The sequence below is a fragment of the Pseudomonas sp. JS425 genome (assembly GCF_018223845.1).
In the GTDB taxonomy this organism is placed as follows: domain Bacteria; phylum Pseudomonadota; class Gammaproteobacteria; order Pseudomonadales; family Pseudomonadaceae; genus Aquipseudomonas; species Aquipseudomonas asiatica.
This window is the reverse complement of the sequence record NZ_CP073661.1, coordinates 2,635,167-2,658,774: the sequence shown is the minus strand read 5'-3', so window position 1 is coordinate 2,658,774 and position 23,608 is coordinate 2,635,167. Positions and strand designations below refer to the sequence as shown.

Genomic DNA, 23,608 nt, shown 5'->3' with positions numbered 1-23,608 from the left:
ATTGCGGCCATCGGCAAGGCAGACGGCCCCCTACCCCACTCGGCATCGCAGGGATGCTGAGTGGGATTCTAAGTCAACTATGGAAGGTGAAGAGGCTTTTCAGCCGTGATGCCGAGGCTCGGCAGACCAGTCGGCCTGCGCAATATCCGCCTCGTCCGGTGCAGCCGGAATGCCGTTCAGGCGGCGCAGCAAGGTTTCCCGCTCACAGGCATTCTCCGACAGCGAGATGACCACCGTGGCCACGGCATTGCTGGCCAGGCTGGTCAGGGCACGCGCCTCGGACATGAAGCGATCGATGCCGATCAGCAAGGCAAGCCCTGCCAACGGGATGTCGTGAATGACGGTCAAGGTCGAAGCCAGCGCAACGAAACCACTACCGGTCACACCCGCCGCGCCTTTTGACGACAACAGCATGATTGCCAGCATCGTCACCGTCTGGCCAAGGCTCAGGTCGATGTTGCAAGCTTGAGCGATGAAGACCGCCGCCAACGACAGGTAGATGGCAGTACCGTCGAGGTTGAAGGAGTAACCGGTTGGCAGTACCAGCCCGACCACACCTTTCTTGCAGCCCAGTTTCTCCAGCTTTTCCAGCATGCGCGGCAGTACAGGCTCGGTGGACGAGGTGCCGAGCACCACCAGAAACTCCTCGCGGAAATAGCGCAGCAGCTTCCACAAGCTGAAGCCATGGGCACGGCAGATGCCGCCAAGCACCACCAGCACGAAAAACGCACAGGCGATGTAGAGCGTACCTACCAGCTTGGCCAGTGCACCCAGGGACGTCACGCCATACTGCCCGACGGTGAAGGCCAGGGCACCGAAGGCGCCGACCGGTGCGAAACGCATCAGGTAGCCAAAGATGCGAAACACCATGGTCGAGGCAGACTCCAGCACATCGAGTACCGGCTTGCCCTTCTCGCCCATCGAAGACAAGGCGAAGCCGCTGAGCACCGCGATGAACAGCACTGGCAACACTTCACCCTTGTTGAACGCCCCGATGAACGTGTCGGGAATGATATGCATGAAGAAGTCGACCACGCTGAGCTTCGCCGCAGATGCGGCGTACTGGCCGAGCCCCGCAGTGCTGAGAGTGGCAGGGTCGATGTTCATGCCGACACCTGGGCGGAACAGGTATACCGCTGCCAGGCCGATCATCAGGCTGATGACAGTCAATACCAGGAACAGCAGCAAGGTCTTGCTCATCAAACGCCCGAGGGAGCGCTTGTCGGTCATCCCGGCGATACCGGTGACGATAGTGCAGAAAACCACCGGCGCGATCATCATCTTGATCAGCTTGATGAACGCATCACCCAGGGGCTTGAGCGCAACGGCCTGTTGCGCCCAGAAGTGACCGACCACCACGCCCAGCAGGACGGCGCAGAGGATCTGGAAGTACAGCGATTTGGCGAGTCTCATGAGGCATCACCCATTGTTGAAATTGTGCGGATGCGCTTGTTGCGAATGTACAGGTCTGGACTACCGCCTGGGCCTACCCCGCCAACCTGCGGAATGTAGGCGCGTAAACGAAGCCTGAGAACAACCGCCGGGCAGTTCGCACCACAGAGGCCTGAATCGTCTTGCCATCTGCGCCACTGCGCGACAGCGCGACATCGATACCGCCACTTGGATGTTCCAGACGCACTTCGGTCAACTGCACGGCGCCCTCGCCCAGCAGATCGCCGATCACCGTACCTGGGCTGACGCAGGCAGTCGCCAGCCCTATCGCTCCGGTGATGGCCAAGGCGCGGTGGCAGTTGTGCGGCATGAAGTAGCGAACCTGCAACGTGCCGTCATAACGGGGCTTGGACACCAGCACAGGCTTGGGGATGACCATGCCGCTGACATCACCCAGGCCCATGGCCTTGCCGGCCTTCAGGCGCAACGCCTCGAGGCGCTCGAGCAGTTCGCCGTTGGCGTCGAGTTCGGCCGGGGATTCCGAGCCGGTGACGCCCAGCTGGCTGGCTTCCACCACCATCATCGGCATGGCCATGTCGATGCAGGTGACTGCAACGCCGTCAATCACATCCTTGGCCTTGCCAGTCGGGAACAGTTTGCCGGTCTTGCTGCCGACCGCATCGAGGAAGGTCAGGTGTACCGGGGCGGCAGTGCCCGGTACGCCATCGATCGCCGTGCGGCCTTCATAGCGCACGATGCCGCCGGGGGTTTCCACCAGCGAATTGACGAAAGTGCCGGTGTTGAGGTTGCGAATACGCACCAGCGTCTTGCCGTCCTGGCCTTTGACAAGACCTTGCTCAATGGCGAACGGGCCAACGGCGCACAGCATGTTGCCGCAGTTGGGCGCGGTATCGACCCGGCGCTGGGCGACCATGACCTGCACGAACAGGTAGTCGACGTCGGCGTCGGCATGCAGCGAGGGGCTGACAATCGCTACCTTGCTGGTCTGCGGGCTACCGCCACCGATGCCGTCGATTTCCAGTTCATGCCCGGAACCCATCAGGTTGATCAGCAATTCGTCGCGTTCGACCACATTGGCAGGAAGGTCCCATGCATGGAAAAAGGGGCCCTTGGAGGTGCCACCGCGCATGAGTACGCAAGGAATTCGTTGCATGATTTCGCACTCTTGTTGATCAATGGACATCATTGATGCTGTGGACAAAAGATTGACAGGGATGGATAAATCAATCCAATGCAAATATCGTAGTTATTGTTCCGATTTAAGCATCAATACCGAACCCAATGCCAAGAGCGATCCGAGATGGAATATGAGCTGCAAGACATACGATCTTTCGTGAAAATCGCCGAACTCGGCAGCTTCCACGAAGCCGCAGAAGCGCTGCACCTGTCCCAGCCCGCCTTGAGCCGACGGATCAAGAAGCTCGAGGAAGGCTTGGGCACTTCGTTGCTGGAACGCACTACTCGTCGGGTCAGCCTGACCAGCGTCGGGCGTGACTTCCTGCCCAAGGCCAGGCGCCTGCTGGATGACTTCGAAGACTCGATCCTGAGCATTCGCGAACTCGCAGAACGACAGACCGGCCAGGTAACCCTCGCCTGTATTCCGACCGCAGCGTTCTATTTCCTGCCATCGGTGATCCGCGACTACAACGAGCAATACCCCAAGATTCGCATTCGTCTGCTGGACCTCAGTGCCAACGACGGGCTCGAAGCCGTGCTGCGGGGTGAAGCCGATTTCGGCATCAACATGATGAGTGGCCAGCACCCGGACATCGAGTTCGTCTCCTTGGTACAGGAGCACTTCGTGCTGGCCTGCCGCAGGGACCACAAGCTGGCGAACCGTGAGGCCGTCACCTGGACAGAACTGGCCGACTACCGCCTGATCGGCGTAGGCCGGCTTAGCGGTAACCGGATGCTGCTGGACCATGCCCTGTCCGGGCTCAACCTGCGGCCCAAGTGGTTCTATGAGGTTCAGCACCTGTCCACTTCGCTGGGCATGGTCGAGGCCGGGCTGGGCGTGTCGGCCATGCCCAGCCTGGCCATGCCCAGCGCCGACCACCCGACGCTGGTCAGCGTGCCGCTGATCGAGCCCCAGGTAACCCGCACCCTGGGGTTGGTCTACCGCAGAGGGGCGTCGCTGTCGCCGGCAGCGGAGAAGTTCGTGTCGATCCTGCTGGACAAGTGGCCCAACCGTTGAACGAAATGCCTTGCTTCCGGCTCGGCACGGCGCAGGGGAAATACGGGCTGAGTTCATGGTTCACTCCCCGCCCAGGCCCAGCTTGTTGGGCCGGCGCTTCTCGAGTGCAAACTTGAGCAGTGCCGCGCTGCGGAACAGGCCATGGGCAAACTTGCCATAGGGCAGCGTGATGAACAGCGCCATCACCGTCCCCAGGTGAAGCGCCAGCACGATCGCCATCGCGGCGGTATCACGCAGGCCCAGCAAGGCGAGGCCTGTGGCGCTGACCAACAGCAGAAGCAGAATGAAGGCCCGGTCCATGGGGCGCTGGGCCACATCGCCCTGCTCCGGCGCCCTGCGCAGGTTCAGCGCCAGCAACCCGGCCGGCCCGACAATCAAGCCAATTCCGCCCAGGGTTCCGAGCAACACCGGTGCACTCAGCAGCGGGTACGGCGCCTGCTGGCCCAGCAGGTAGTGATAACCGGTGGCGACCACCGTGGCGGCAAAGCACAGCATGAAGCCGTAGAAGGTGAAGTGATGGAAGCGACGGCGCCAGAGCGTGTAGCGATCATCGGCATTGTTGCAACCTTGGCCGTGCCCACCGTCGAGGTATTTCAGGGTCAACACCGCGCTTGATGCCTCGAACACCGCCCCTTTGGCCGGTTGCGCCAGCGCCTCGGCAGGCGAGACCGAGCGCCAGAAGCGACGTACCGCCACCGCCAGGGCCAGCGCTGCAGCGGCAAAGACGCTACCGAACATCAGTGCCAGGGTGTTGTGCGGGAAGACCGCATAGAAATTCCCAGCCAACCGCCCGGGCAGCAGCGTGCCGTTGACGAACAAGGTCAGCAGCAGGAACAGCGACAAGGCTACGGCCAATGCACTGGCGACATAGGTGCCGTTGTGCCTGTACAGCCGCCCGAAGAGGGCCGGCCAGGCGTACTCGGCGTAGGTCTGCCCGCGCACCTTGGCCATCGCCTGGGGCACGTTCACCGCGAATTCGTGGGGCTGCGCGTACTGGCAGGCATGCAGGCAGGCGCCGCAGTTGTGGCACAGGTTGGCCAGGTAATGGATATCGGCCTTGCCGAACTCCAGCCTGCGGGTCATCGCCGGGAAAACGGCGCAAAAGCCCTCGCAGTAACGGCAGGCATTGCAGATCCGCATTTGCCGGTCCACTTCCTGCTCCTCGACGTTCAACACCGGGATCAGTTCGAGGGCCGGCCCGGCGGTGTCAGGCTGGCGTGGCTCAGGCAGTTGCGCAGTCATGGCTCTTCTCTTTTTCTGGATGTTCGTAACCCGCCGCCGCAGCAGCGCTGGTCCCGGCAATACGGCCGAAGGCGGTGCCAATGGACATGCCGACGCCTGCGGTGTAGCCCTTGCCCAGTACATTGCCCGCCATCATTTCGCCGGCAACGAACAGGTTCGGGCTGGGACGCCCGTCGAAATGGACGGCGGCGGTTTCATCGGTGCGCAGCCCCAGGTAGGTGAAAGTCACGCCAGGGCGCAGCGGGTAGCCGTAGTAAGGCGGCGTATCGATCGGGCGCGCCCAGTGGCTCTTCGCCGGTTCCAGGCCTGCGGTGTGGCAGTCGTCCAGCCGGGTGTGGTCGAAAGTGCCCACCTGGCAGGCTCGGTTGTAGGCATGCACGGTTTCCAGGAAGGCCTGCACAGGCAAACCGAGCAGGCCGCCCAACGCCTCCAGGCTATCGGCAGTGGCGCCTGGAAAAACCGGTGGCATGAAGCGCCCGAGGGCTTTCTGGTCGATGATAGAGAACCCCACCTGCCCAGGCTGATGCGCCACCAGGCGCCCCCAGATGGCATAGCGCTTGGGCCAGAAATCCTCGCCTTCATCGTAGAAGCGCTGGCCATCGCGGTTGACCACCACGCCCAGCGACACACAATCGATGCGCGTGCAAATGCCGCCGTCGTACAACGGCGCACGAGCATCGATCGCCACCATGTGCGCCTGGGTCGGGTCGCCAATCGTGTCGGCGCCCTGTTCGATCATGCGGCGCAACAGCACCCCGTCATTGAAGCGCGTGCCACGGATCAGGAAATTGTCCGAAGGCCACTCCCCTCGCTCGTTCTGCCCCCACGCCTCGCGCAACCACTCACGGTTGGACTCGAAGCCGCCGGCGGCAAGCACACAGGTACGCGCCTCGATGCGCTCGGCAGGCAGGTGTCGCCCCTGAACCTCACGCGCCGGCACATGGGCCGCGACGAAGCGTCCGCCCTGCAGTTCGATGTCGGCTACTGGCGTGTCGTAGCGTATCTGTACGCCAAGGTTTTCGGCGCTGCGAAAGTAGGCATTGACCAGTGCCTTGCCACCGCCCATGAAGAAGGCGTTGGTCCTTGCTGTGTGCAGCGCACCGGACAATGAGGGCTGAAAATGCACGCCATGGCGGCGCATCCACCCGCGACAACTGGAGGACGCGCGAATCACCAGCCGCGCAAGCTTTTCGTCGGTCTGGCCACCGGTAACCTTCAGCAGGTCCTGCCAGAATTCTTCTTCCGGGTATGCCTCGACCAACACATCCTGCGGGCCATCATGCATGCACCTCAAGTTACGCGTGTGTTGTGAGTTGCCACCACGCCAGGCGCGGGGTGCGGCCTCGAGCAGCAGCACGCTGGCTCCGGCCTCTCGCGCCATCAGCGCGGCACAGAGGGCGGCATTGCCCCCTCCGATGACTAGCACATCGATCATTTCGCCTCCAGATCACGAAGAGCCGAATGTTCGGCTGCTCCTCGTGACCGGGGACTTTAATGAGCGCCCGCAGACCGCGAAACGCGATGGTCGGGGGGAGGCATTCAGTTTTTCTAAAGGGTCGGAACAAGCGCACCCGGCGCCTGGGTCAAAGCAGCCGTGCGCCTGGCCATCGGCCCTGCTCCACCAGCTCCCGGGCAACGTCCTGCAGTACGATCCGCGTAGCCAGCGCCGCCGGTGAGAGCTCGTCATCAGTCAGGCTGACAATCACATTGCGACGCTGCGCCAGGGCTTCGTCGACAGCAAACACGCGCAGGCCCGCCTGATGCGCCCGGGCCACTGTCGCACCAGGTTGGATGGTGGCGGCATGGCCCGCACACACGCAATCCATCAACAGCGACAGGCCATCGACTTCCATGACGATGCTGGCCTCCAGCCCTGCCCGCTCGAAAATCGAGCGCAACGTCGTGCGCAATCCATGCTGGTTGCTGGGCATCACCAACGGCAACGTCGCGATCTGTTGCAACGTGAGCGACTCGCCCCAGCCGTCCTTGACCAGCGGTGCGGGAACCAGCACGAACAGCCGCTCCGTCAGCAGCCCCCGCACCTCCAGGCGCGGCCCCGTCTCTGCCTGGAACAGCACCGCCAGGTCAAGGTGCCTGGCATTGAGTTGGTTCATCAGATAACCAGACAGCATCTCCACCAGGTGCAGCCGGATGTCGGGATAGCGTTCGCGCATCCTGTCGATCAACGCCAAGCCAAGGATCGATGCAGTGGTCGGTGCCAGCCCCACACTGGCATAGCCGCTCATGCGGCCACTTTGAGCTGCCAGCACAGCATGTTCCGCCTGACGAAGCGCAAGACGCGCATGGTATTCGAAGGCCAGCCCGGCCGCGGTCGGCGCTACGCCGGTGCTCGAACGCGTCAAAAGCCGGGTACTCACCTCGCTCTCCAGCTTCGACAACTGCTGGCTCAAAGCCGAGGCGCCAACCCCTAGCTCGACCGCAGCCCTGCCAAGGCTGCCGTACTCCAGAACACTCAGGAAATAGCGAAGCTGACGTAACTCCATACAACTCTCTTTCAACGATGAGGGCGGGCCTGGAGCATGTTAAACGTATTTGCACAGCCTGGATCGACAGAACGCCACTGTGCCTCATCAAGTTGACAAGGACCTTGTGGGAGCGGCCTTGTGTCGCGAAAGGGCTGCATAGCAGCCCCAGCAATTTCAACTGTTGCACATCAAACCTGGGGCCGCTTTGCGGCCCTTTCGCGACACAAGGCCGCTCCCACAGGGATCGCGCCAGCTTTGGGAATTGAGCAAGGCCGTTGCTTTCACATGGTGCGCAGAACAGATCCGGCGGCCTTGCAATACATTCGAAAATCCGTATATTCGAAAAAACATATACATTGAATACCCCGCCATAGGCACCAGCTGCCCGCCCCGAGAACGCCCATGACTGACTCGCTGACCCCGACCCAGGTCTTCAAATGCCTCGCCGACGAGAACCGCATTCGGATGATGCTGCTGATCGCTCGCGAGGAAGAGCTGTGCGTCTGTGAACTGATCTGTGCCCTGGAAGAAAGCCAACCCAAGGTTTCCCGCCACCTCGCACAATTGCGCACCTGCGGCCTGCTTGAAGACCGCAGGCAGGGCCAATGGGTTTACTACCGCCTGCATCCAGAGCTTCCCGCCTGGGTACGCGATGTTCTGGTAACCACACTGGAAGCCAATCGCGAATGGTTGAGCACCAGCGCCAAACGACTGGACACCATGGGTGACCGCCCTCAGCGCGTCGCTGCCTGCTGCTGACCACTGCCGAGAAAAAAGGCATTTCTCGCATTGCCTTTCGAACAACTGGATGCCGCCGGGCTCAAGGCCGAGCTGGCGATCATCGGAACGCACTGACGTTCAGGGAGATACACCATGAGCAAAAGCCGGCTTTCCTTCCTCGACCGCTACCTGACGGTCTGGATCTTCCTGGCCATGGGCCTGGGGATCGCTCTCGGCAGCCTGTTCCAGGGGTTGCCAGCGTGGCTGAACGGGCTGTCGGTGGGCTCGACGAACATCCCCATCGCAATCGGCCTGATCGTCATGATGTACCCGCCATTGGCGAAGGTGAAATACGAGGAGTTGCCACAGGTCTTCAAGGACAAGCGCATCCTCGCCCTGTCGCTGATCCAGAACTGGGTGATCGGCCCGGTGCTGATGTTCGGGCTGGCAGTAGTGTTCCTTTCCGACAAGCCCGAGTACATGACCGGCCTGATACTCATCGGCCTGGCGCGTTGCATCGCCATGGTGCTGGTATGGAACCAGATCGCCGGCGGCAATAACCAGTACGTGGCCGGACTGGTCGCCTTCAACAGCATTTTCCAGATCCTGTTCTTCAGCGTGTACGCCTGGATCTTCCTGGGCCTGCTACCGCCACTGTTCGGCCTGGAAGGTAGCGTCATCGAGACCAGCTTCCTCGATATAGCCCAATCGGTGTTGATCTACCTGGGCATCCCGTTCCTGGCCGGTTTCCTGACCCGCAAGACCCTGATCAGCCGGAAAGGTGCCACCTGGTACCAGGAGCACTTCATTCCGAAAATCAGCCCGCTGACGCTCGTGGCGTTGCTGCTGACCATCGTTGCCATGTTCAGCCTGAAAGGCGACATGGTGCTGCAACTGCCGCTGGACGTGCTGCGCATCGCCATCCCGCTGACCATCTATTTCGTGGTGATGTTCTTCTTCAGCTTCTGGATGGGCAAGCTGCTGGAGGCCGACTACCCCCGCACCACTGCGCTGGCCTTCACCGCGGCAAGCAACAATTTCGAACTGGCCATTGCTGTGGCCATCGCCACCTTCGGCCTCGCCTCGCCGGTCGCGTTTGCCACCGTCATCGGGCCCTTGGTGGAAGTGCCGGTACTGATCTCGCTGGTTGGCGTGGCCTGGTGGCTCAAGCGTCGCTGGTTCGATCAGCCATCTGGCGCCTTGTCTCAGGAGTGAAACCATGACCGAACACCACATTCCCAACATCGACAACGACTTGGTCGATGTGCCGACAGCCGAGAAACTGGCGATCGCGCAGCAGTCCACCCACAAGCCTCGCATCCTGCTGCTGTACGGATCGACCCGCGAACGCTCGTTCAGCCGCCTGCTGACGGAAGAAGCGGCGCGCCTGCTGGAGCACTTCGGTGCCGAGACGCGCATCTTCAATCCGACCGGGCTGCCACTGGCGGATGACGTGCCCGATGACCACCCCATGGTCAAGGAACTGCGCGATCTGGTGTTGTGGTCCGAAGGCATGGTCTGGTGCTCGCCGGAACGCCACGGTGCAATGACCGGCGTGTTCAAGTCGCAGATCGACTGGATCCCCCTGAGCATGGGCGCCGTACGGCCGACCCAGGGCAAGACCCTTGCGGTCATGCAGGTATGTGGCGGTTCGCAGTCGTTCAACGTGGTCAACCAGTTGCGCGTGCTTGGCCGCTGGATGCGCATGTTCACCATCCCTAACCAGTCGTCCGTGCCCAAGGCCTACCTGGAGTTCGACGAAACGGGCCGCATGAAACCGTCCCCGTACTACGACCGTGTCGTCGATGTCATGGAGGAGCTGGTGAAGTTCACCCTGCTGTTACGCGACCGCGCCGACTACCTCGTCGACCGCTACTCCGAGCGCAAGGAGTCGGCCGAGGAATTATCCAGGCGTGTCAATCAACGATCCATCTGAAGTCACAACTCGAGAACAAGACCATGGCAATCAAAGTAGGCATCAATGGGTTTGGCCGTATCGGTCGCCTGGCGCTACGCGCGTCCTGGGGCTGGCCGGAATTCGAATTCGTCCAGATCAATGACCCGGCTGGCGACGCCGAAACCCACGCCCACCTGATCAATTTCGATTCGGTCCACGGCCGCTGGGATCGTGAAGCCGGGGCAGATGGCGACTCGGTGGTGATCGAGGGCAAGCGCATCAAGGTCACTGCGAACAAGACGATCGCCGACACCGACTGGTCGGGCTGTGACCTGGTCATCGAAGCCAGCGGCAAGATGAAGTCGGTGGCCGTGCTCCAGGCCTACCTGGACCAGGGCGTCAAACGCGTGGTGGTCTGCGCGCCAGTGAAGGAGAAAGGCGCGCTGAACGTGGTGATGGGCGTCAACCAGCACCTGTTCGACCCGACGCAGCACCGTATCGTCACCGCCGCTTCCTGCACCACCAACTGCCTGGCCCCGGTGATCAAGGTGATTCACGAGAACCTGGGCATCCGCCACGGCTCGATCACCACCATCCACGACCTGACCAATACCCAGAGCATCCTCGATACACCGCACAAGGACCTGCGTCGCGCCCGCGCCTCGGGCATGAGCCTGATCCCGACCACCACGGGCTCGGCTACCGCAATCGCCGAGATCTTTCCTGAACTGCGCGGCAAACTGAATGGGCACGCCGTACGTGTACCGCTGGCCAACGCCTCGCTGACCGACTGCGTGTTCGAAGTGGCACGCGAGACCACGGCCGAAGAGGTAAATGCGTTGTTGAAGGCGGCTGCCGAAGGCCCGTTGAAGGGTATTCTGGGCTACGAACAGCGACCGCTGGTGTCCATCGACTACCGCACCGACCCGCGGTCCTCCATCATCGATGCGCTATCGACCCTGGTGGTCAATGGTACCCAGGTGAAGATCTACGCCTGGTACGACAACGAGTGGGGCTACGCCAACCGCGCAGCGGAACTGGCCCGAATGGTCGGCACGGCGGAGTAACCGGCAATCATGAAGGCGTTGTCAGCCCTGCCTGCACACGTGCGTCAGTACCTGCTGGTTACCGGCAACTACTGGGCCTTCACCCTCACCGACGGTGCGTTGCGCATGTTGGTGGTACTGCATTTCCATACGCTGGGCTACACGCCGCTGCAGATCGCGGCGCTGTTCCTGTTCTATGAAGTGTTCGGCGTGATCACCAACCTGGTGGGCGGCTACCTCGGCGCCCGCCTGGGGCTCAACCGCACCATGAACATCGGCCTGGGCATGCAGGTGCTGGCCTTGCTGATGCTCACGGTACCAGCAGCCTGGCTGACAGTGCCCTGGGTGATGGCGGCACAGGCGCTGTCCGGCATCGCAAAGGACCTGAACAAGATGAGTGCCAAGAGCTCCATCAAGCTCCTGGTGCCGGATAGCCAGCAAGGCACCCTCTACAAGTGGGTAGCCATCCTCACGGGCTCGAAAAATGCACTCAAGGGAGTGGGCTTCTTCCTCGGCGGAGCACTGCTCGCACTGCTCGGGTTTACCTTGGCGGTGCTGGCCATGGCGACGGTACTGGCATTGATCTGGGTCGGCAGCCTGATCCTGCTGAAGAAGGACCTCGGCAAGGCCAAGGCCAAGCCGAAGTTCCGCGACATGCTGTCCAAGAGCCGGGCCATCAACATTCTTTCGGCCGCACGGCTGTTTCTCTTTGGCGCCCGTGACGTCTGGTTCGTCGTGGCATTGCCGGTGTACCTGACCACGGCTTTTGGCTGGGACTTCTGGCTGGTCGGCGGCTTCCTGGCTGCATGGATAATCGGCTACGGCATCGTCCAGTCGCTTGCCCCCCACATCACTGGCAAGAAACGCGGCCAGGTGCCCGACGGTCGCGCGGCTTTCATCTGGGCGATCGCCCTTGCCGGGCTGCCGGCGCTCATCGCCGTGGGCCTGTCGGCGGGCTGGTCGGCCCAGGTGATGGTGCTTGGCGGGCTGATGCTGTTCGGCGTGCTGTTCGCCGTTAATTCGTCACTGCATAGCTACCTGATCGTCAGCTATGCCAAGGAAGACGGGGTATCGCTGGATGTGGGCTTCTACTACATGTCCAACGCGCTAGGGCGGCTGGTCGGTACGCTGCTTTCCGGCTGGGTATTCCAGGCTTACGGGTTGGAGGCCTGCCTGTGGATCTCCACAGTATTTGTTCTGCTGGCAGCACTGATATCGAGTGCATTGCCAAGGCATGCCAGCGATTGCAATTGACCCACTCAGCGTGTGCCATAGAATCGCGTCCCCCGAAACCTGCTCTCCAGCACGACAAAGTCAGGGGGCCGCTCGGTAAAGCGGCCCCATCGGCGGATGCCTTGGCGTTCAACGTTCTCGGTTCTATTCGCTCAACAACTGGATGATTGTCTTGCCCTTGGCGCGGCCTTCTGCGACCTGGCGGAAGGCGTCGTTTACCTCGTCCAGTGCGAACCGTTGCCGATCCACCCGGATCGTCAGTTGCCCCGCATCTGCCAGCTCGGCCGCCTCGCGCAGGATTGCGCCATGGTGTTCGCGGCCCTGGCCCGTGAGCAACGGGGCCAGGGTGAACACCCCCGAATAAGTGGCGCTTCTGAACGAGAGCGGCGCAAGACTGTGCTCGCCCCAACCAAGGCAGCTCACCACGTGACCGGTATAGGGCTTCACCGCCTTGAATGACGCATCCAGCGTGCTACCGCCCACAGTGTCATAAACAATGTCGAAACCTGCCCCTGCGGTATGTTGCTCGACGTAGGACTCTACGCTCTGCGCCTGGTAGTCGATCGCCGTAGCACCCAGTGAACGTATGAAATCGAGGCTGCTGGCCGAACCGGTGGCACAGACTTTGGCCCCGCGAGCTTTCGCCAGCTGGATGGCCATCTGGCCTACCCCACCTGCACCACCGTGAACAAGCACGGTGTGGCCAGCCCGGACATTGGCTCGATCAACCAGACCTTCCCAGGCGGTGATGAACACCAAAGGCAAGGCTGCTGCCTCATGCATGCCCAGAGTGTGCGGTTTTGCTGCGATAAGCCGGGCATCCACGGCAATGTATTCGGCCATGGTGCCCTGGGCCCCGCCGATTCCGCCGGCCATGCCGAAAACCTCCTGGCCGAGCGTGAAGCCCTCTACCGCCTCGCCCAGTTCGACGACCGTACCGGCCAGATCCAGACCAAGCACCGCTGGCAGCGCCTGACGGGCGTGCGCCCCTGCACCAGAGGCAATCTTGGTATCGAGCGGGTTTACTCCAGCGGCGTGAACGCTGACAAGGACCTGGCCTCTAGCGGGAACCGGGCGAGGAATGCGGCGAACGACCAGTGGGGCTTGGGCGGACTCGGCGATGGCGGCAAGCATGGTCTGACTCATGACGGATACCTCTGTTCAGTGGATGCATACAGGTTGCGCCCCCTCACCCATTCCGATAAGAAGCTGAATTTGCATATTACTCATTCCCAGTAGAGGCCAGGTGGCAATGGATCTGTTCGACAGCATGCGCATCTTCGTACGCGTCGTGGAGCGTGGGTCTTTCTCGGCAGTGGCCCGGGAGCTGAACATGGGGCAGCCGGCAATCAGCAAGCAGGTCCGTGCGCTGGAGCAATACCTGGGCGGGCCAGTATTCGCCCGCAGCACCCGCCACCTGGCGCTGACCGACCAAGGGCAACGTTTCTACCGCCACTGCCAGGAAATTCTCGGTCAACTCGAAAGTGCCACACGCAGCTTTGCCAGTGGCCAGGAGCAGATAGCGGGGCCCCTGCGCGTCGCCGCACCGGTCAGCTACGGACGCTTGTGCATAGCGCCTCTGATCGGGACTTTTCTGCAGCGCTATCCCGATGTGCGGCTTGACCTCCGGCTGAACGATCACAACGAAGACCTGCTCATGGAGGACATAGATGTGGCGATCCGGATAGGCGTAGTGAAAAACGAGGGCCTGGTGGCGGTACCGCTCGGCAACACCCTGCGGCAGGTATACGCCTCGCCTGCCTATCTGGAACGCCACGGCCTGCCACTGGAGCCTGGCGAACTGGCAAACCACAACTGCATCGGCTTCACGTTGCTGGAGCAATACGATCGCTGGCGCTTCACACGGGGGTCGGACGCGTTCGATATCGCCATCACAGGCAACGTCACCAGCAACAGCAGCGAGGCCATTCGGGAAATGGTGCTGTGCGGTTTGGGCATCTCCCTCTCCCCACAATGGCTTTTCAAAGCAGACGTTGAACGCGGCAGCGTGCTAAGCGTGCTTGACGATTACAAAGCCACGGCACTGCCCGTCAGCGCGGTGTTCAGCCGCGAGCGGCGACATTCGGCACGGGCGATGGCCTTCATCGACTTTCTGCGCGAGCACCTGCACGGTCTTGCGCAAGAGCCGTAGGCCTGCGTCAGTCGGGTGCACAGGCGTGGAGCAACGTCAACAAACAATCTGGCACTGCTCATTTGGACCGGCTTCGCAGTGATGAGAAACGCAGCCGTCTCAGCGCTTGAAATGTTCCCGGATAATGTCCGCGAGGCCAGAAACGGAACGACTGGCATCCTCGACCGTCTGCAACCGCACGGCGAACGCGGGCAGTGTCGGTAACCCACATTCAGGTGCAGCCAGGCTGATATCTTCAGGAACGAGACTTTGCAGCCATGGCGTAACCGCCAGCCCGTTGCGAACCATGGTCAAAGTGGTATCGACCGACGCATTTTCAAATACCACCTTTGCCACGATACCTGCTTCGCCAAGACACCGGAAAACGGTGTCGCGAAAGGCGCAATTCGCCGTCAGGAAGCACAGAGCCAATGGGCGCCGTGCCGATGCAGTCTCGTTGCCCAGCCACACCAGCTGATCAACAGCCAGGCGTTCGCCCAACTCGACATCAACCGGGCCTTGGCTGAGCACCAGATCGAGTTCGCCCGTGGCGAACACCTGGTCGAGGTCCACGGACGAAGCACTGAAGATCTTTACCTCGGCCTTGGGGAAGGCATCACCGAACGCCTTCAGCACGGGAGCAAGCGGCGCGCCGGCCATATCGAACGGGAGCCCGAGACGCACCGGGGCGTCTGATTCCCTGGCCCCGACACTGGCGCAAAATGCATCATGCATCCGCAGCAGGCGACGAGCGTCGGGCAACAACGACCTCCCCTGCCAGGTCAGGCTACTGCCTTGAGTGTCACGCATCAGCAATGGGCAGCCGAGGAATGCCTCCAGCCGCTTGATTCGCTGGCTGACAGCCCCTTGTGTCAGGTGCAGCCCTACCGATGCAACACTCATGCTTCCGGTATCCGCCACTTCGACAAAGGCCCTGAGCAGCGCCAGATCAAGGGTGTGGTTCTTGTTCATGCCAGGCCATTAGCAGTGTTAATACCGGTATTGTAATTCGTCGCTACGCAAAAGCCACGCGCCGCTCTAGATTGCAAGCCTCAGACTGAGTTGCAGAAGGAAGTACGCGCATGATCAACACGGTGGACAGCATCAACCTGCAACATGAACTGGATACGCTGACCGGATACTGGAAGCCCAAGGTCATCGGCCGCGTCAACAACCAATTCATCAAGATTGCGAAATTGAAAGGCGCGTTCGTCTGGCATGCCCATGAACATGAAGACGAAATGTTTACGGTGGTCTCTGGCACGCTTCGCATCGAGCTCGAAAGCCGCACCATTGTCCTGAACGCAGGAGAATTCTGCGTGATTCCAAAGCAAATGCGACACCGGCCGATTGCCGAGGAAGAATGTGCGGTCATGCTGATCGAAACGGATACCACCCTCCACACCGGCGCAGAGACTTCATCACTCACGGTTTCGATAGAGGAGCAGTTATATCCGGCGTAATTCAGTCAACCGCGGTTCACGCCTTCAGGCGCACCGCGCAAATCGCCGGTGCAGGGAGAAAGCCGCACAGGGTGACTGTGCGGCGGGTTCAATCACTTTTTGATGATGTTGTGTTCCGGACCGTACGGGAACTTGGTGATGTTTTCACTGCCGTGCTCATTGACGATCAGGATGTCGTGTTCACGGTAACCGCCAGCTCCCGGCAGGCCTTCGGGCAGCATGATCATCGGCTCGATCGACACCACCATACCCGGCTCGAGTACGGTGTCGATGTCCTCACGCAACTCCAGGCCTGCCTCGCGACCATAGTAATGGCTAAGCGTACCGAACGAGTGGCCGTAACCGAACGTACGGTATTGCAGCAGATCGTGCTCCAGGAAGATCTCGTTCAGCTGCAGCGCGATGTCGCTGCAACGCATGCCGGGCTTGACCAGTTCAAGGCCAGCCTCATGCACCTTGACGTTGACCTCCCACAGGCGCAGGTGCTCATCGGAACAGTGGTCCAGGAAAAGCGTACGCTCCAGTGCGGTGTAATAACCCGCGATCATTGGGAAGCAGTTGAGGCTGAGGATGTCGCCCTTGTTGACCTTGCGCGAGGTCACCGGGTTGTGGGCGCCGTCGGTATTGATGCCCGACTGGAACCAGGTCCAGGTATCCATCAGCTCGGAGTCCGGGTAGGTGCGGGCGATCTCACGCACCATCGCCTGGGTAGCGTGCAATGCCACTTCGTACTCAGGTACCTGGTCACGCAGGGCCTCCACCACTGCAGCGCCACCGATGTCGGCTACCCGGGCGCCCTGGCGGATGATCGCGTGTTCTTCAGCCGACTTGATCATGCGCATGCGCATGCACGGCGCGGCGATGTCCACCAGCTCGGCCTGCGGGTAACGGCTGGCCAGTTTGTCCCGGTTCATCAGGTTCAGGTGGTCGAACTCGATGCCGATGCGCCCGGCCTTGGGCAGTGCCTGCTGAATCGCGACAAAATAGTTATCACGCTGCCAGTCGGTGTAGATGATGTTGTCGGTACCGACCGTACGGCGCCATGGCTGGCCACCATCGATGTTGGCACTGATCGACACGACGGCTTCCTGAGTGACAACCAGTGCATAGGGGCGGCCAAACGAGCAGTACAGGAAGTCGCTGTAGTAGTTGATATTGTGGTAGGAGGTAAAGACCGCAGCATCGATATTGTTTTGTGCCAGGTAAGTGCGCAACTTGGACTGACGGTTGGCATATTCCTGTTGCGAGAACGTCGGTTTGACTTTTTCGCCGTTCTTGATCTGAATGGTTTTTGGCATTTGCATGTTTTTTATTCCTTGTAGTTAACAGCGGAGAAACTTGTTTATCGGTGCCACTGGTGACCATTCGACCAGATAAGCCGAATGCTTTTTTGCGCGAATCCGACCCGTAAATGACCAGATCCGTCGCCGTGCAAACGAGGCCAAACACCGCAAAGGCGACGCAGAATCCGAGGCACCAGCGCAATCAACCGATAGTGAGGATTCAGTGGGGTCGGTGCGCGAACAAGCGCTCGAGAAGCTGCCGCGAAACGCCGATCAGCGTTGCCAGTTCGCTGACTCCAAGCAGGTGGGATGTAGACGGCGGGAACAAAGCCAGGGTCTTCTTGACCTGTTCCGAAACACTGGCCGGTGCATGCACACATTTGATCTGGCCGACAGGCAGGTCTGCGTGATCGTCAACGGTGGGCAACCACCACGTCATCTGTTTTGCCGCACAGCGCACCTTCGGCCCCGATACACGGTGGCGCAGATGCGGGGTGCCTGTGCGTGAACGCATTTCATCACCCGGGCAGACAATGAGTATATCCAGCGGTTTTGCCTGGCTCAGTTCCACGGTGGCCGTGGAAATGCCGTTGCTGGCCTTCAACGGCCGGCCGCCAAGGCTGATGATCTGCCACTGGCACACTTCGCACCGGGCAATTTCATTGGCGATGCGCAACGGCTCCAATGCGGCGGCCAACGCATAGAAATCAAACCCTTCACTCAACAGGAAACCAATGCGCACTGTGCTTGCCAATGGCTGGCCCACTTCGGTCAATTGCTGCATGTACTACCTCCAACTTTACCCACGCAGCGTCTACTGCGAACAGTAATATTGTCCCGGTAGTTGCCTGGCCAGATATGTCAGATTTCGACCCCTAATTGCCAGGCAGAATGGGCAAGCAAATCAGTTCGTCCGACATGAACGTTTTCGCCGCCCCTGAACTCGTGAATCAACTCATGCCGTGACCTACGGGATAGAGCCACGGCAGCTTTTGTCAATTCCAGGTCGGAAACTGACAATTCCAGCCGATGGCGATCTGATCAAATTGGGACATCTGCTACTGCTGCAAACCGGACGAGCTTTTGCAATTACAAGAACATAGAGAGACCACCCGATGAACGATAGCGTTGTAATTGGCGAACTCACCTGGCCCGAGTACGCCCGGCGTGTTGCATCCGGCAGCCCGATATTCTTGCCTGTAGGCGCCCTGGAGCAACACGGCCACCACATGTGCATGGAAGTGGATGTACTGCTACCGACCGCGCTGTGCAAGGCCGTAGCGCGCAATGTCGACGGCCTGGTGCTCCCCGCATTGGCCTACGGCTACAAGTCGCAGCAAAAATCGGGCGGCGGAAACCACTTTCCCGGCACCACCAGCCTGGATGGCGCAACACTGACACATACCATCCAGGACATCATCAGGGAGCTGGCCCGGCACGGCGCGCGTCAGCTGGTGATGATGAACGGGCACTACGAGAACTCCATGTTCATCGTGGAAGGCATCGACCTGGCGCTGCGCGAACTCCGTTATGCCGGCATCACCGATTTCAAGGTCGTGGTCCTGTCCTACTGGGACTTCGTCAACGCGCCTGAGGTCATCCAGGAACTCTACCCTGACGGATTCCTCGGCTGGGACATTGAACACGGTGGCGTCTTCGAGACTTCGTTGATGCTGGCCCTGCACCCCGAGAAAGTCGACCTGACCCGTGCCGTCGATCATCCGCCAGCCACCTTCCCCCCCTACGATGTGTTCCCGATCATTGCCGAGCGCACGCCGGCGTGTGGAACCTTGTCATCGCCAAAAGGCGCCAGCCGCGAGAAAGGCGAACTGATTCTGCGTGTCTGCACCGAAGGCATCAGCAACACTGTCCGCGAGGCATTCAGTTAAGCGCCGCAACACCGCATTGATCTACCAGAGCACGATTCGCATTAGCTGTTAACCCGCCATCTATAACAACAAGGGTAATGATAATGTCCAGCCATTCAACTCTGGCCCCCGGCCTCAAGCAGCGCCACGTCACCATGCTCTCGATAGCCGGCGCTATCGGTGCCGGCCTTTTCATCGGATCGGGGCATGCAATTGCAGCGGCCGGCCCAGCGGCCATCCTGGCCTACATCATGTCCGGCACACTGGTTGTGCTGGTCATGCGCATGCTCGGTGAAATGGCAGTTGCTTCCCCTGATACCGGTTCGTTTTCCACCTATGCCGAACGCGCAATGGGTCGTTCGGCCGGTTTTACCATTGGATGGTTGTACTGGTGGTTCTGGGTGCTGGTCATTCCCATCGAGGCAATTGCCGCAGCGGCAATCCTGCATGCCTGGTTCCCCGCGATCGAAACCTGGGAATTCGCACTGGCCGTTACTGCCCTGCTCACCTTGACCAACTTGTTCAGCGTTGCGCGCTACGGGGAGTTCGAGTTCTGGTTCGCCATGCTCAAGGTCATCGCCGTACTGGCCTTCATCGCCCTGGGTGCGCTGGCCCTGACCGGCGTGGTGCCAAACCTCAGCGTCAGTGGCGTGGCCAAGCTGAGCAACGACTTCGGCGGTTTCATGCCCAACGGCATGGCAGCGGTGATTGGCGCCATGCTGACCACGGTGTTCAGTTTCATGGGCACCGAAATCGTCACCATCGCCGCCGCAGAATCCAAGGACCCCTCCAGACAGATCACCCGCGCTACCAACTCGGTCGTGTGGCGCATGGGCATCTTCTACATCGTCTCGGTGTTCCTGATCGTCTCGATCGTGCCCTGGAACGACCCCATGCTGGTGCAGGTCGGCTCCTATCAGAGGGCCCTTGAGCTGATGAACATCCCTCACGCCAAGATGATCGTGGATGTCGTCGTGCTGATTGCCGTGGCCAGCTGCCTCAACTCGGCAATCTACACCGCATCGCGCATGGTCTACTCGCTGAGCAGACGTGGCGACGGCCCTGCCGTTCTCCAGCGCACCTCATCGGCCGGTGTGCCATTCGTCGCGGTCATGGCCAGCACCGCTGTAGGCTTCCTCACCACCGCGTTGAACTACTTTGCGCCGGACGAGGTGTTCTCCTTCCTGCTGGCGAGTTCCGGTGCCGTGGCACTGCTGGTCTACCTGGCCATCGCGGTATCGCAACTGATCCTGCGCAAGCAGATGGCTCGTCGAGGTGAGGTCATGGCCTTCAAGATGTGGTTGTTCCCCTGGCTGAGCTACTTGGTCGTCGCCTCCATCATCGGGATTCTGGCAATGATGCTGATCATGCCCGGCCACCGCATGGAAGTAATGACAACCGGCGCGCTGGCAATTGCCATCGTGTGCATGAGTTCGATCTTCTCGCCCAGGAAGCGCCCACTACCCCGTGTCGCAACCAAATCGGCCTGAGGCTGGCTCAGCCGCTTCGCCCTGCGAAGGCTATGCGTTCGCAGGGTGTCGCCTTTTTGCGTCAAACCGAAAACAGAGGGCGAATATCGGCCAGTGCGCACCCTGTAGCCTGATTGCTGCGTGTAGTATGCCGCCGCAGGCTTGGAGCCCTTTTACACAAAAAATTGCCTGTATCGGGAGACAGGCGCTGAACACGTCATCTTGCATTGTAGGAGTCGTATTGATGGCTACGCCGAGATCCTCCCCGCTGGCCACGGGTTACCCTGTCGATGCCCCCACACCCAAGATCGTCGGGTTTCTGGTGATCCCCAATTTCACCACCATCGGGTTCGCTTCTGCGGTGGAGACCTTGCGCATGGCTAACCTTGCTGCGCGCAGGGCCATGTTCCAGACACTCATCATCGCCGCCGACATGGAGCCGGTGAGCGCCAGCAACGGCATGCGCATCCTGCCTGAATACACCATCAAGGATGCGCCCAAGCTGGACATGCTGTTTGTGGTAGGGCCAAACCCCATCGTCTCCGACCACAATACCCGCGCCATCGTGAACTGGCTGCGCAAGCTGGCCCATGACCAAGTGGCATTGGGTGGCATTTGCACGGGTAGCCATTTGTTGGCGCGTGCCAATCTGCTCACGGGTTACCGTTGCACCATCCACTGGGAAGATATCGAAGCGCTGAAAGAGCGCTTTCCCGGGATCATCATTTCCAGCCAGTTGTTTGAACTTGACCGTGACCGGTACACCAGCTCGGGTGGGGTGGCATCAATGGACATGTGCCTGCAACTGATCGCACGCGAACCCGGCGGGCGAGAGATTGCCGAACATGCGGCCGAATTGCTGTTGTGCGACCGCGTTCGCAGTTCGCAGGAACGCCAGCGCGTGCCCCTGCGACAGCGGCTAGGGACGTCCCAACCCAAGCTCAGCCAGGTAGTCAGCATCATGGAGGCCAATCTCGAAGACCCTGTGACCCTGGAGGAACTGGCGCAGTTGAACGACATCTCAGTTCGGCAGTTGGAGCGCCTGTTCCACAAGCATCTGCAAAGTACCCCTAGCCAGTACTACCTTGAATTACGCCTGTCGCGCGCCCGACAACTGTTACTGCACAGCGAATCGCAAGTACGGGATATCGCCCTTGCCTGTGGTTTCGTTTCGCCGGCGCATTTCTCCAAATGCTACAGCCGTTTCTTCGGCGTCTCTCCCATGGGTGAACGCAAGCAGGTTGCCGCGGCTCAGTGCTGATCATCGACGAATGCAACAAAGCGTCGGTGAAACAGGGATCGCAAGTGACCGCTTTGAACCGTTAGCTGCCCTTGCCAAGGGCGGCTAACGGCCAAAGGCAAATATCGCTGAATCAGCCCTTCAGGCACTGAGCAATACTTCGAGCTCGCCCTTTTGATCGAGGCGTTTCAGATCATCAAAACCTCCCACATGGACACTCCCCACAAAGACCTGCGGCACGGTCCTGCGCCTGGATCGCAGCAGCATCTCGGCCAGATGGTTCGGCGAAGCCTCGATATCGATTTCCACGGCACTGACCCCCTTGTGCGCCAGCAGTCGCTTGGCGCTCACGCAGTAAGGGCAGTGTTGGGTGGTATAGATTGTCACTTGGCTCATGTCGGTTGCCCTCCTAGTGTGCCAACGGCGGGAAGTCGATATCGGTGGTGGCGATGTTGTTCAGGTAGTTGGTCAGGGTCAACAGCGTGACCTGTGCCACCACCTCCACGATCTTGCCATCGCTGAGACCAGCCTCGCGTGCTGCGGCGACCTGATCGTCATTCAATTGGCCGCGGCTTTCGGTGATCTGATGCGCCAGCGCGGCGACCGCGCTGAGCGTGCCACTACGCGCCTGGCTAATGGCCTCATCGCTCAAGCCGGCTTTGGCACCAAAAAAGCTGTGTGCGGCCAGGCAATAGTCGCAACCATTGATTTCCGAGGTGGCAAGCGCAACCACTTCACGCTCCGCGGCGCTCAGTGAGCTCTTGCCCAGAGCCTGGGCGAGGCCCAGGTACCCATTGAGAGCGGCTGGGGAGTGAGCCAGGGTCTTGAAGGCGTTGGGTATGAAACCAAGGCCTTTCTGAATGCCTTCAAGGGCAGTGCGCGAGCCAGCAGGGGCCTGGTCCAGCGAGAGAGCAGCGATACGAGTCATGGTAGTTTCTCCAGTAGGGTGATTAACCAGCTTGTCGATCAAGCCTGGAGTCAATACTAGGGAAGACGACTATCCTTTCGGCTTCAGATCGTCGAATCTATGCAACCGATCGTCCAAACCTGAGCGCCCCATGGACCGACTATCGACACTGCTCAAGCACTTCAACCTGCATGCGTCTACCTTCCACCACGGTGGTTTTTGTGGAACGACCCGCTTTCATGGGCAGCAAAGTTCCGGCCACGCGCACCTGCTTCGTTCGGGTCGCCTGACCTTCAGTGACAAACGTGGTCAGCTCATGGAGCTGGCGGAGCCAAGCCTGATACTTGCGGTACGTCCGCAGGAGCATCAGTTGCTGGCGATCGAAGCAGACGAAGCGGAGTTGGTGTGCGCCACCTTGCAGTTCGATGGTGGCGCCAACAATCCGCTGACCCAGGCCTTGCCGGACTTCATCATCAAGCCGTTGCGCGAATTGCAGGGCCTCGATGGCACCCTCGAATGGCTGTTCGAAGAAGCCTTCGGCGACGAGTGTGGACGGGATGTCATTCTCAATCGGCTGTTCGAGTTGATGGTGATTCAGCTACTTCGCCATCTGATCGCCAGCCGCAGCATTGCTTCGGGGATGATGGCCGGGCTGGCCAATGCACAGCTGTCCCGTGCGCTCGTGGGTATCCATAACGAGCCACAGCACAATTGGACCGTGGCAGAGTTGGCTGACCGCTCAGGCATGTCGCGCGCGAGCTTTGCTGCGCACTTTCGCGAGACCGTGGGCATCACCCCTGCCGATTACCTGGCGAACTGGCGAATCAGCCTTGCCCAGAAACGGCTGCGCGAAGGCCGCCCCATCGCCCTGATTGCCGATGAGGTCGGCTACGAAAGCCCGTCTGCGTTGGCCCGCACCTTTCGCCGCAAGGTGGGTGCAAGCCCGAGGGAGTGGCTACAGCAGAGCACGCATGATGCCTAGCCGAGTGACAGCTGCAGCCAACCCGGCGATGGGC

General features: G+C 60.6%; 23 protein-coding genes. 12 read left to right on the top strand and 11 right to left on the bottom strand.

Annotated elements, in window-relative coordinates; all coding sequences use genetic code 11:
* Positions 1-99: 99 nt before the first annotated feature.
* Together dctA and KDB76_RS12170 are read right to left on the bottom strand one after the other, a co-directional pair.
* On the bottom strand, positions 100-1,413 hold the full coding sequence (gene dctA / locus KDB76_RS12175) for a C4-dicarboxylate transporter DctA (RefSeq protein ID WP_003256769.1): 1,314 nt from the start codon (positions 1,411-1,413) through the stop codon (positions 100-102).
* Between the two features lie 73 nt (positions 1,414-1,486).
* Positions 1,487-2,566: a 4-oxalomesaconate tautomerase gene (locus KDB76_RS12170; protein WP_015270082.1), complete on the bottom strand. Its 1,080-nt coding sequence runs from the start codon at positions 2,564-2,566 to the stop codon at positions 1,487-1,489.
* Between the two features lie 147 nt (positions 2,567-2,713).
* On the opposite strand from KDB76_RS12170, the gene KDB76_RS12165 reads away from it, so the two are divergent.
* A complete protein-coding gene (locus KDB76_RS12165) occupies positions 2,714-3,607 on the top strand; it encodes a LysR family transcriptional regulator (protein ID WP_013972231.1) in 894 nt (297 codons plus the stop codon).
* A 60-nt stretch (positions 3,608-3,667) separates the two neighbouring features.
* On the opposite strand, the gene tcuB is transcribed toward KDB76_RS12165, so the two are convergent.
* From tcuB to KDB76_RS12150, 3 genes are all read right to left on the bottom strand, one after another.
* Entirely contained in the window at positions 3,668-4,849 is a 1,182-nt protein-coding gene (gene tcuB / locus KDB76_RS12160; protein ID WP_024086849.1) for a tricarballylate utilization 4Fe-4S protein TcuB, read from the bottom strand.
* Complete coding sequence (tcuA, locus tag KDB76_RS12155; RefSeq protein ID WP_024086848.1) at positions 4,830-6,284, bottom strand: FAD-dependent tricarballylate dehydrogenase TcuA; 1,455 nt, start codon at positions 6,282-6,284, stop codon at positions 4,830-4,832. Before tcuA ends, tcuB begins: the two co-directional genes overlap by 20 nt.
* 148 nt (positions 6,285-6,432) lie before the next feature.
* Entirely contained in the window at positions 6,433-7,353 is a 921-nt protein-coding gene (locus KDB76_RS12150) for a LysR family transcriptional regulator (protein ID WP_013972228.1), read from the bottom strand.
* A gap of 384 nt (positions 7,354-7,737) precedes the next feature.
* Here KDB76_RS12150 and KDB76_RS12145 point away from each other — a divergent pair, with 384 nt between their 5' ends.
* The 5 genes from KDB76_RS12145 (at position 7,738) to arsJ (ending at position 12,252) form a co-directional block, all read left to right on the top strand.
* Positions 7,738-8,094, top strand: a complete 357-nt coding sequence (locus KDB76_RS12145) for a metalloregulator ArsR/SmtB family transcription factor (RefSeq protein ID WP_013972227.1) — start codon at positions 7,738-7,740, stop codon at positions 8,092-8,094.
* A 114-nt stretch (positions 8,095-8,208) separates the two neighbouring features.
* Complete coding sequence (gene arsB / locus KDB76_RS12140; RefSeq protein ID WP_013972226.1) at positions 8,209-9,270, top strand: ACR3 family arsenite efflux transporter; 1,062 nt, start codon at positions 8,209-8,211, stop codon at positions 9,268-9,270.
* A gap of 4 nt (positions 9,271-9,274) precedes the next feature.
* The gene (gene arsH / locus KDB76_RS12135) at positions 9,275-9,991 is read left to right on the top strand and encodes an arsenical resistance protein ArsH (protein WP_013972225.1); all 717 of its coding nucleotides are present in this window, start codon (positions 9,275-9,277) and stop codon (positions 9,989-9,991) included.
* A 23-nt stretch (positions 9,992-10,014) separates the two neighbouring features.
* Entirely contained in the window at positions 10,015-11,019 is a 1,005-nt protein-coding gene (locus tag KDB76_RS12130) for an ArsJ-associated glyceraldehyde-3-phosphate dehydrogenase (RefSeq protein ID WP_013972224.1), read from the top strand.
* Positions 11,020-11,028: 9 nt separating this feature from the next.
* Entirely contained in the window at positions 11,029-12,252 is a 1,224-nt protein-coding gene (arsJ, locus tag KDB76_RS12125) for an organoarsenical effux MFS transporter ArsJ (RefSeq protein WP_013972223.1), read from the top strand.
* Between the two features lie 123 nt (positions 12,253-12,375).
* Here the strand turns inward: arsJ and KDB76_RS12120 are convergent, their stop codons facing one another.
* On the bottom strand, positions 12,376-13,377 hold the full coding sequence (locus KDB76_RS12120; protein ID WP_024086847.1) for a zinc-dependent alcohol dehydrogenase family protein: 1,002 nt from the start codon (positions 13,375-13,377) through the stop codon (positions 12,376-12,378).
* Between the two features lie 106 nt (positions 13,378-13,483).
* On the opposite strand from KDB76_RS12120, the gene KDB76_RS12115 reads away from it, so the two are divergent.
* Entirely contained in the window at positions 13,484-14,383 is a 900-nt protein-coding gene (locus tag KDB76_RS12115; protein WP_024086846.1) for a LysR family transcriptional regulator, read from the top strand.
* A gap of 99 nt (positions 14,384-14,482) precedes the next feature.
* Here KDB76_RS12115 and KDB76_RS12110 read toward each other — a convergent pair whose 3' ends face one another.
* Positions 14,483-15,334, bottom strand: a complete 852-nt coding sequence (locus KDB76_RS12110) for a LysR family transcriptional regulator (RefSeq protein WP_013972220.1) — start codon at positions 15,332-15,334, stop codon at positions 14,483-14,485.
* A 110-nt stretch (positions 15,335-15,444) separates the two neighbouring features.
* On the opposite strand from KDB76_RS12110, the gene KDB76_RS12105 reads away from it, so the two are divergent.
* Positions 15,445-15,825, top strand: a complete 381-nt coding sequence (locus KDB76_RS12105; RefSeq protein WP_013972219.1) for a cupin domain-containing protein — start codon at positions 15,445-15,447, stop codon at positions 15,823-15,825.
* Positions 15,826-15,917: 92 nt separating this feature from the next.
* Here the strand turns inward: KDB76_RS12105 and KDB76_RS12100 are convergent, their stop codons facing one another.
* Complete coding sequence (locus KDB76_RS12100) at positions 15,918-17,129, bottom strand: M24 family metallopeptidase (protein WP_013972218.1); 1,212 nt, start codon at positions 17,127-17,129, stop codon at positions 15,918-15,920.
* Positions 17,130-17,328: 199 nt separating this feature from the next.
* On the bottom strand, positions 17,329-17,892 hold the full coding sequence (locus KDB76_RS12095; protein WP_013972217.1) for a hypothetical protein: 564 nt from the start codon (positions 17,890-17,892) through the stop codon (positions 17,329-17,331).
* 331 nt (positions 17,893-18,223) lie between these two features.
* Between KDB76_RS12095 and KDB76_RS12090 the strand changes: the two genes are divergently transcribed.
* The 3 genes from KDB76_RS12090 (at position 18,224) to KDB76_RS12080 (ending at position 21,706) form a co-directional block, all read left to right on the top strand.
* Complete coding sequence (locus KDB76_RS12090) at positions 18,224-18,997, top strand: creatininase (protein WP_038409380.1); 774 nt, start codon at positions 18,224-18,226, stop codon at positions 18,995-18,997.
* Positions 18,998-19,080: 83 nt separating this feature from the next.
* Positions 19,081-20,466 (top strand): GABA permease, encoded by a 1,386-nt coding sequence (gene gabP, locus KDB76_RS12085; protein WP_013972215.1) that lies wholly within the window; start codon positions 19,081-19,083, stop codon positions 20,464-20,466.
* A 223-nt stretch (positions 20,467-20,689) separates the two neighbouring features.
* Positions 20,690-21,706, top strand: coding sequence for a GlxA family transcriptional regulator (locus KDB76_RS12080; protein ID WP_023660545.1), 1,017 nt, complete (start codon positions 20,690-20,692; stop codon positions 21,704-21,706).
* Positions 21,707-21,826: 120 nt separating this feature from the next.
* Here the strand turns inward: KDB76_RS12080 and grxC are convergent, their stop codons facing one another.
* Positions 21,827-22,081: a glutaredoxin 3 gene (gene grxC / locus KDB76_RS12075; RefSeq protein WP_024086844.1), complete on the bottom strand. Its 255-nt coding sequence runs from the start codon at positions 22,079-22,081 to the stop codon at positions 21,827-21,829.
* 13 nt (positions 22,082-22,094) lie between these two features.
* Positions 22,095-22,613, bottom strand: coding sequence for a peroxidase-related enzyme (locus KDB76_RS12070; protein ID WP_013972212.1), 519 nt, complete (start codon positions 22,611-22,613; stop codon positions 22,095-22,097).
* Positions 22,614-22,743: 130 nt separating this feature from the next.
* Between KDB76_RS12070 and KDB76_RS12065 the strand changes: the two genes are divergently transcribed.
* The gene (locus tag KDB76_RS12065; protein ID WP_013972211.1) at positions 22,744-23,574 is read left to right on the top strand and encodes a cupin domain-containing protein; all 831 of its coding nucleotides are present in this window, start codon (positions 22,744-22,746) and stop codon (positions 23,572-23,574) included.
* Positions 23,575-23,608: the final 34 nt, after the last annotated feature.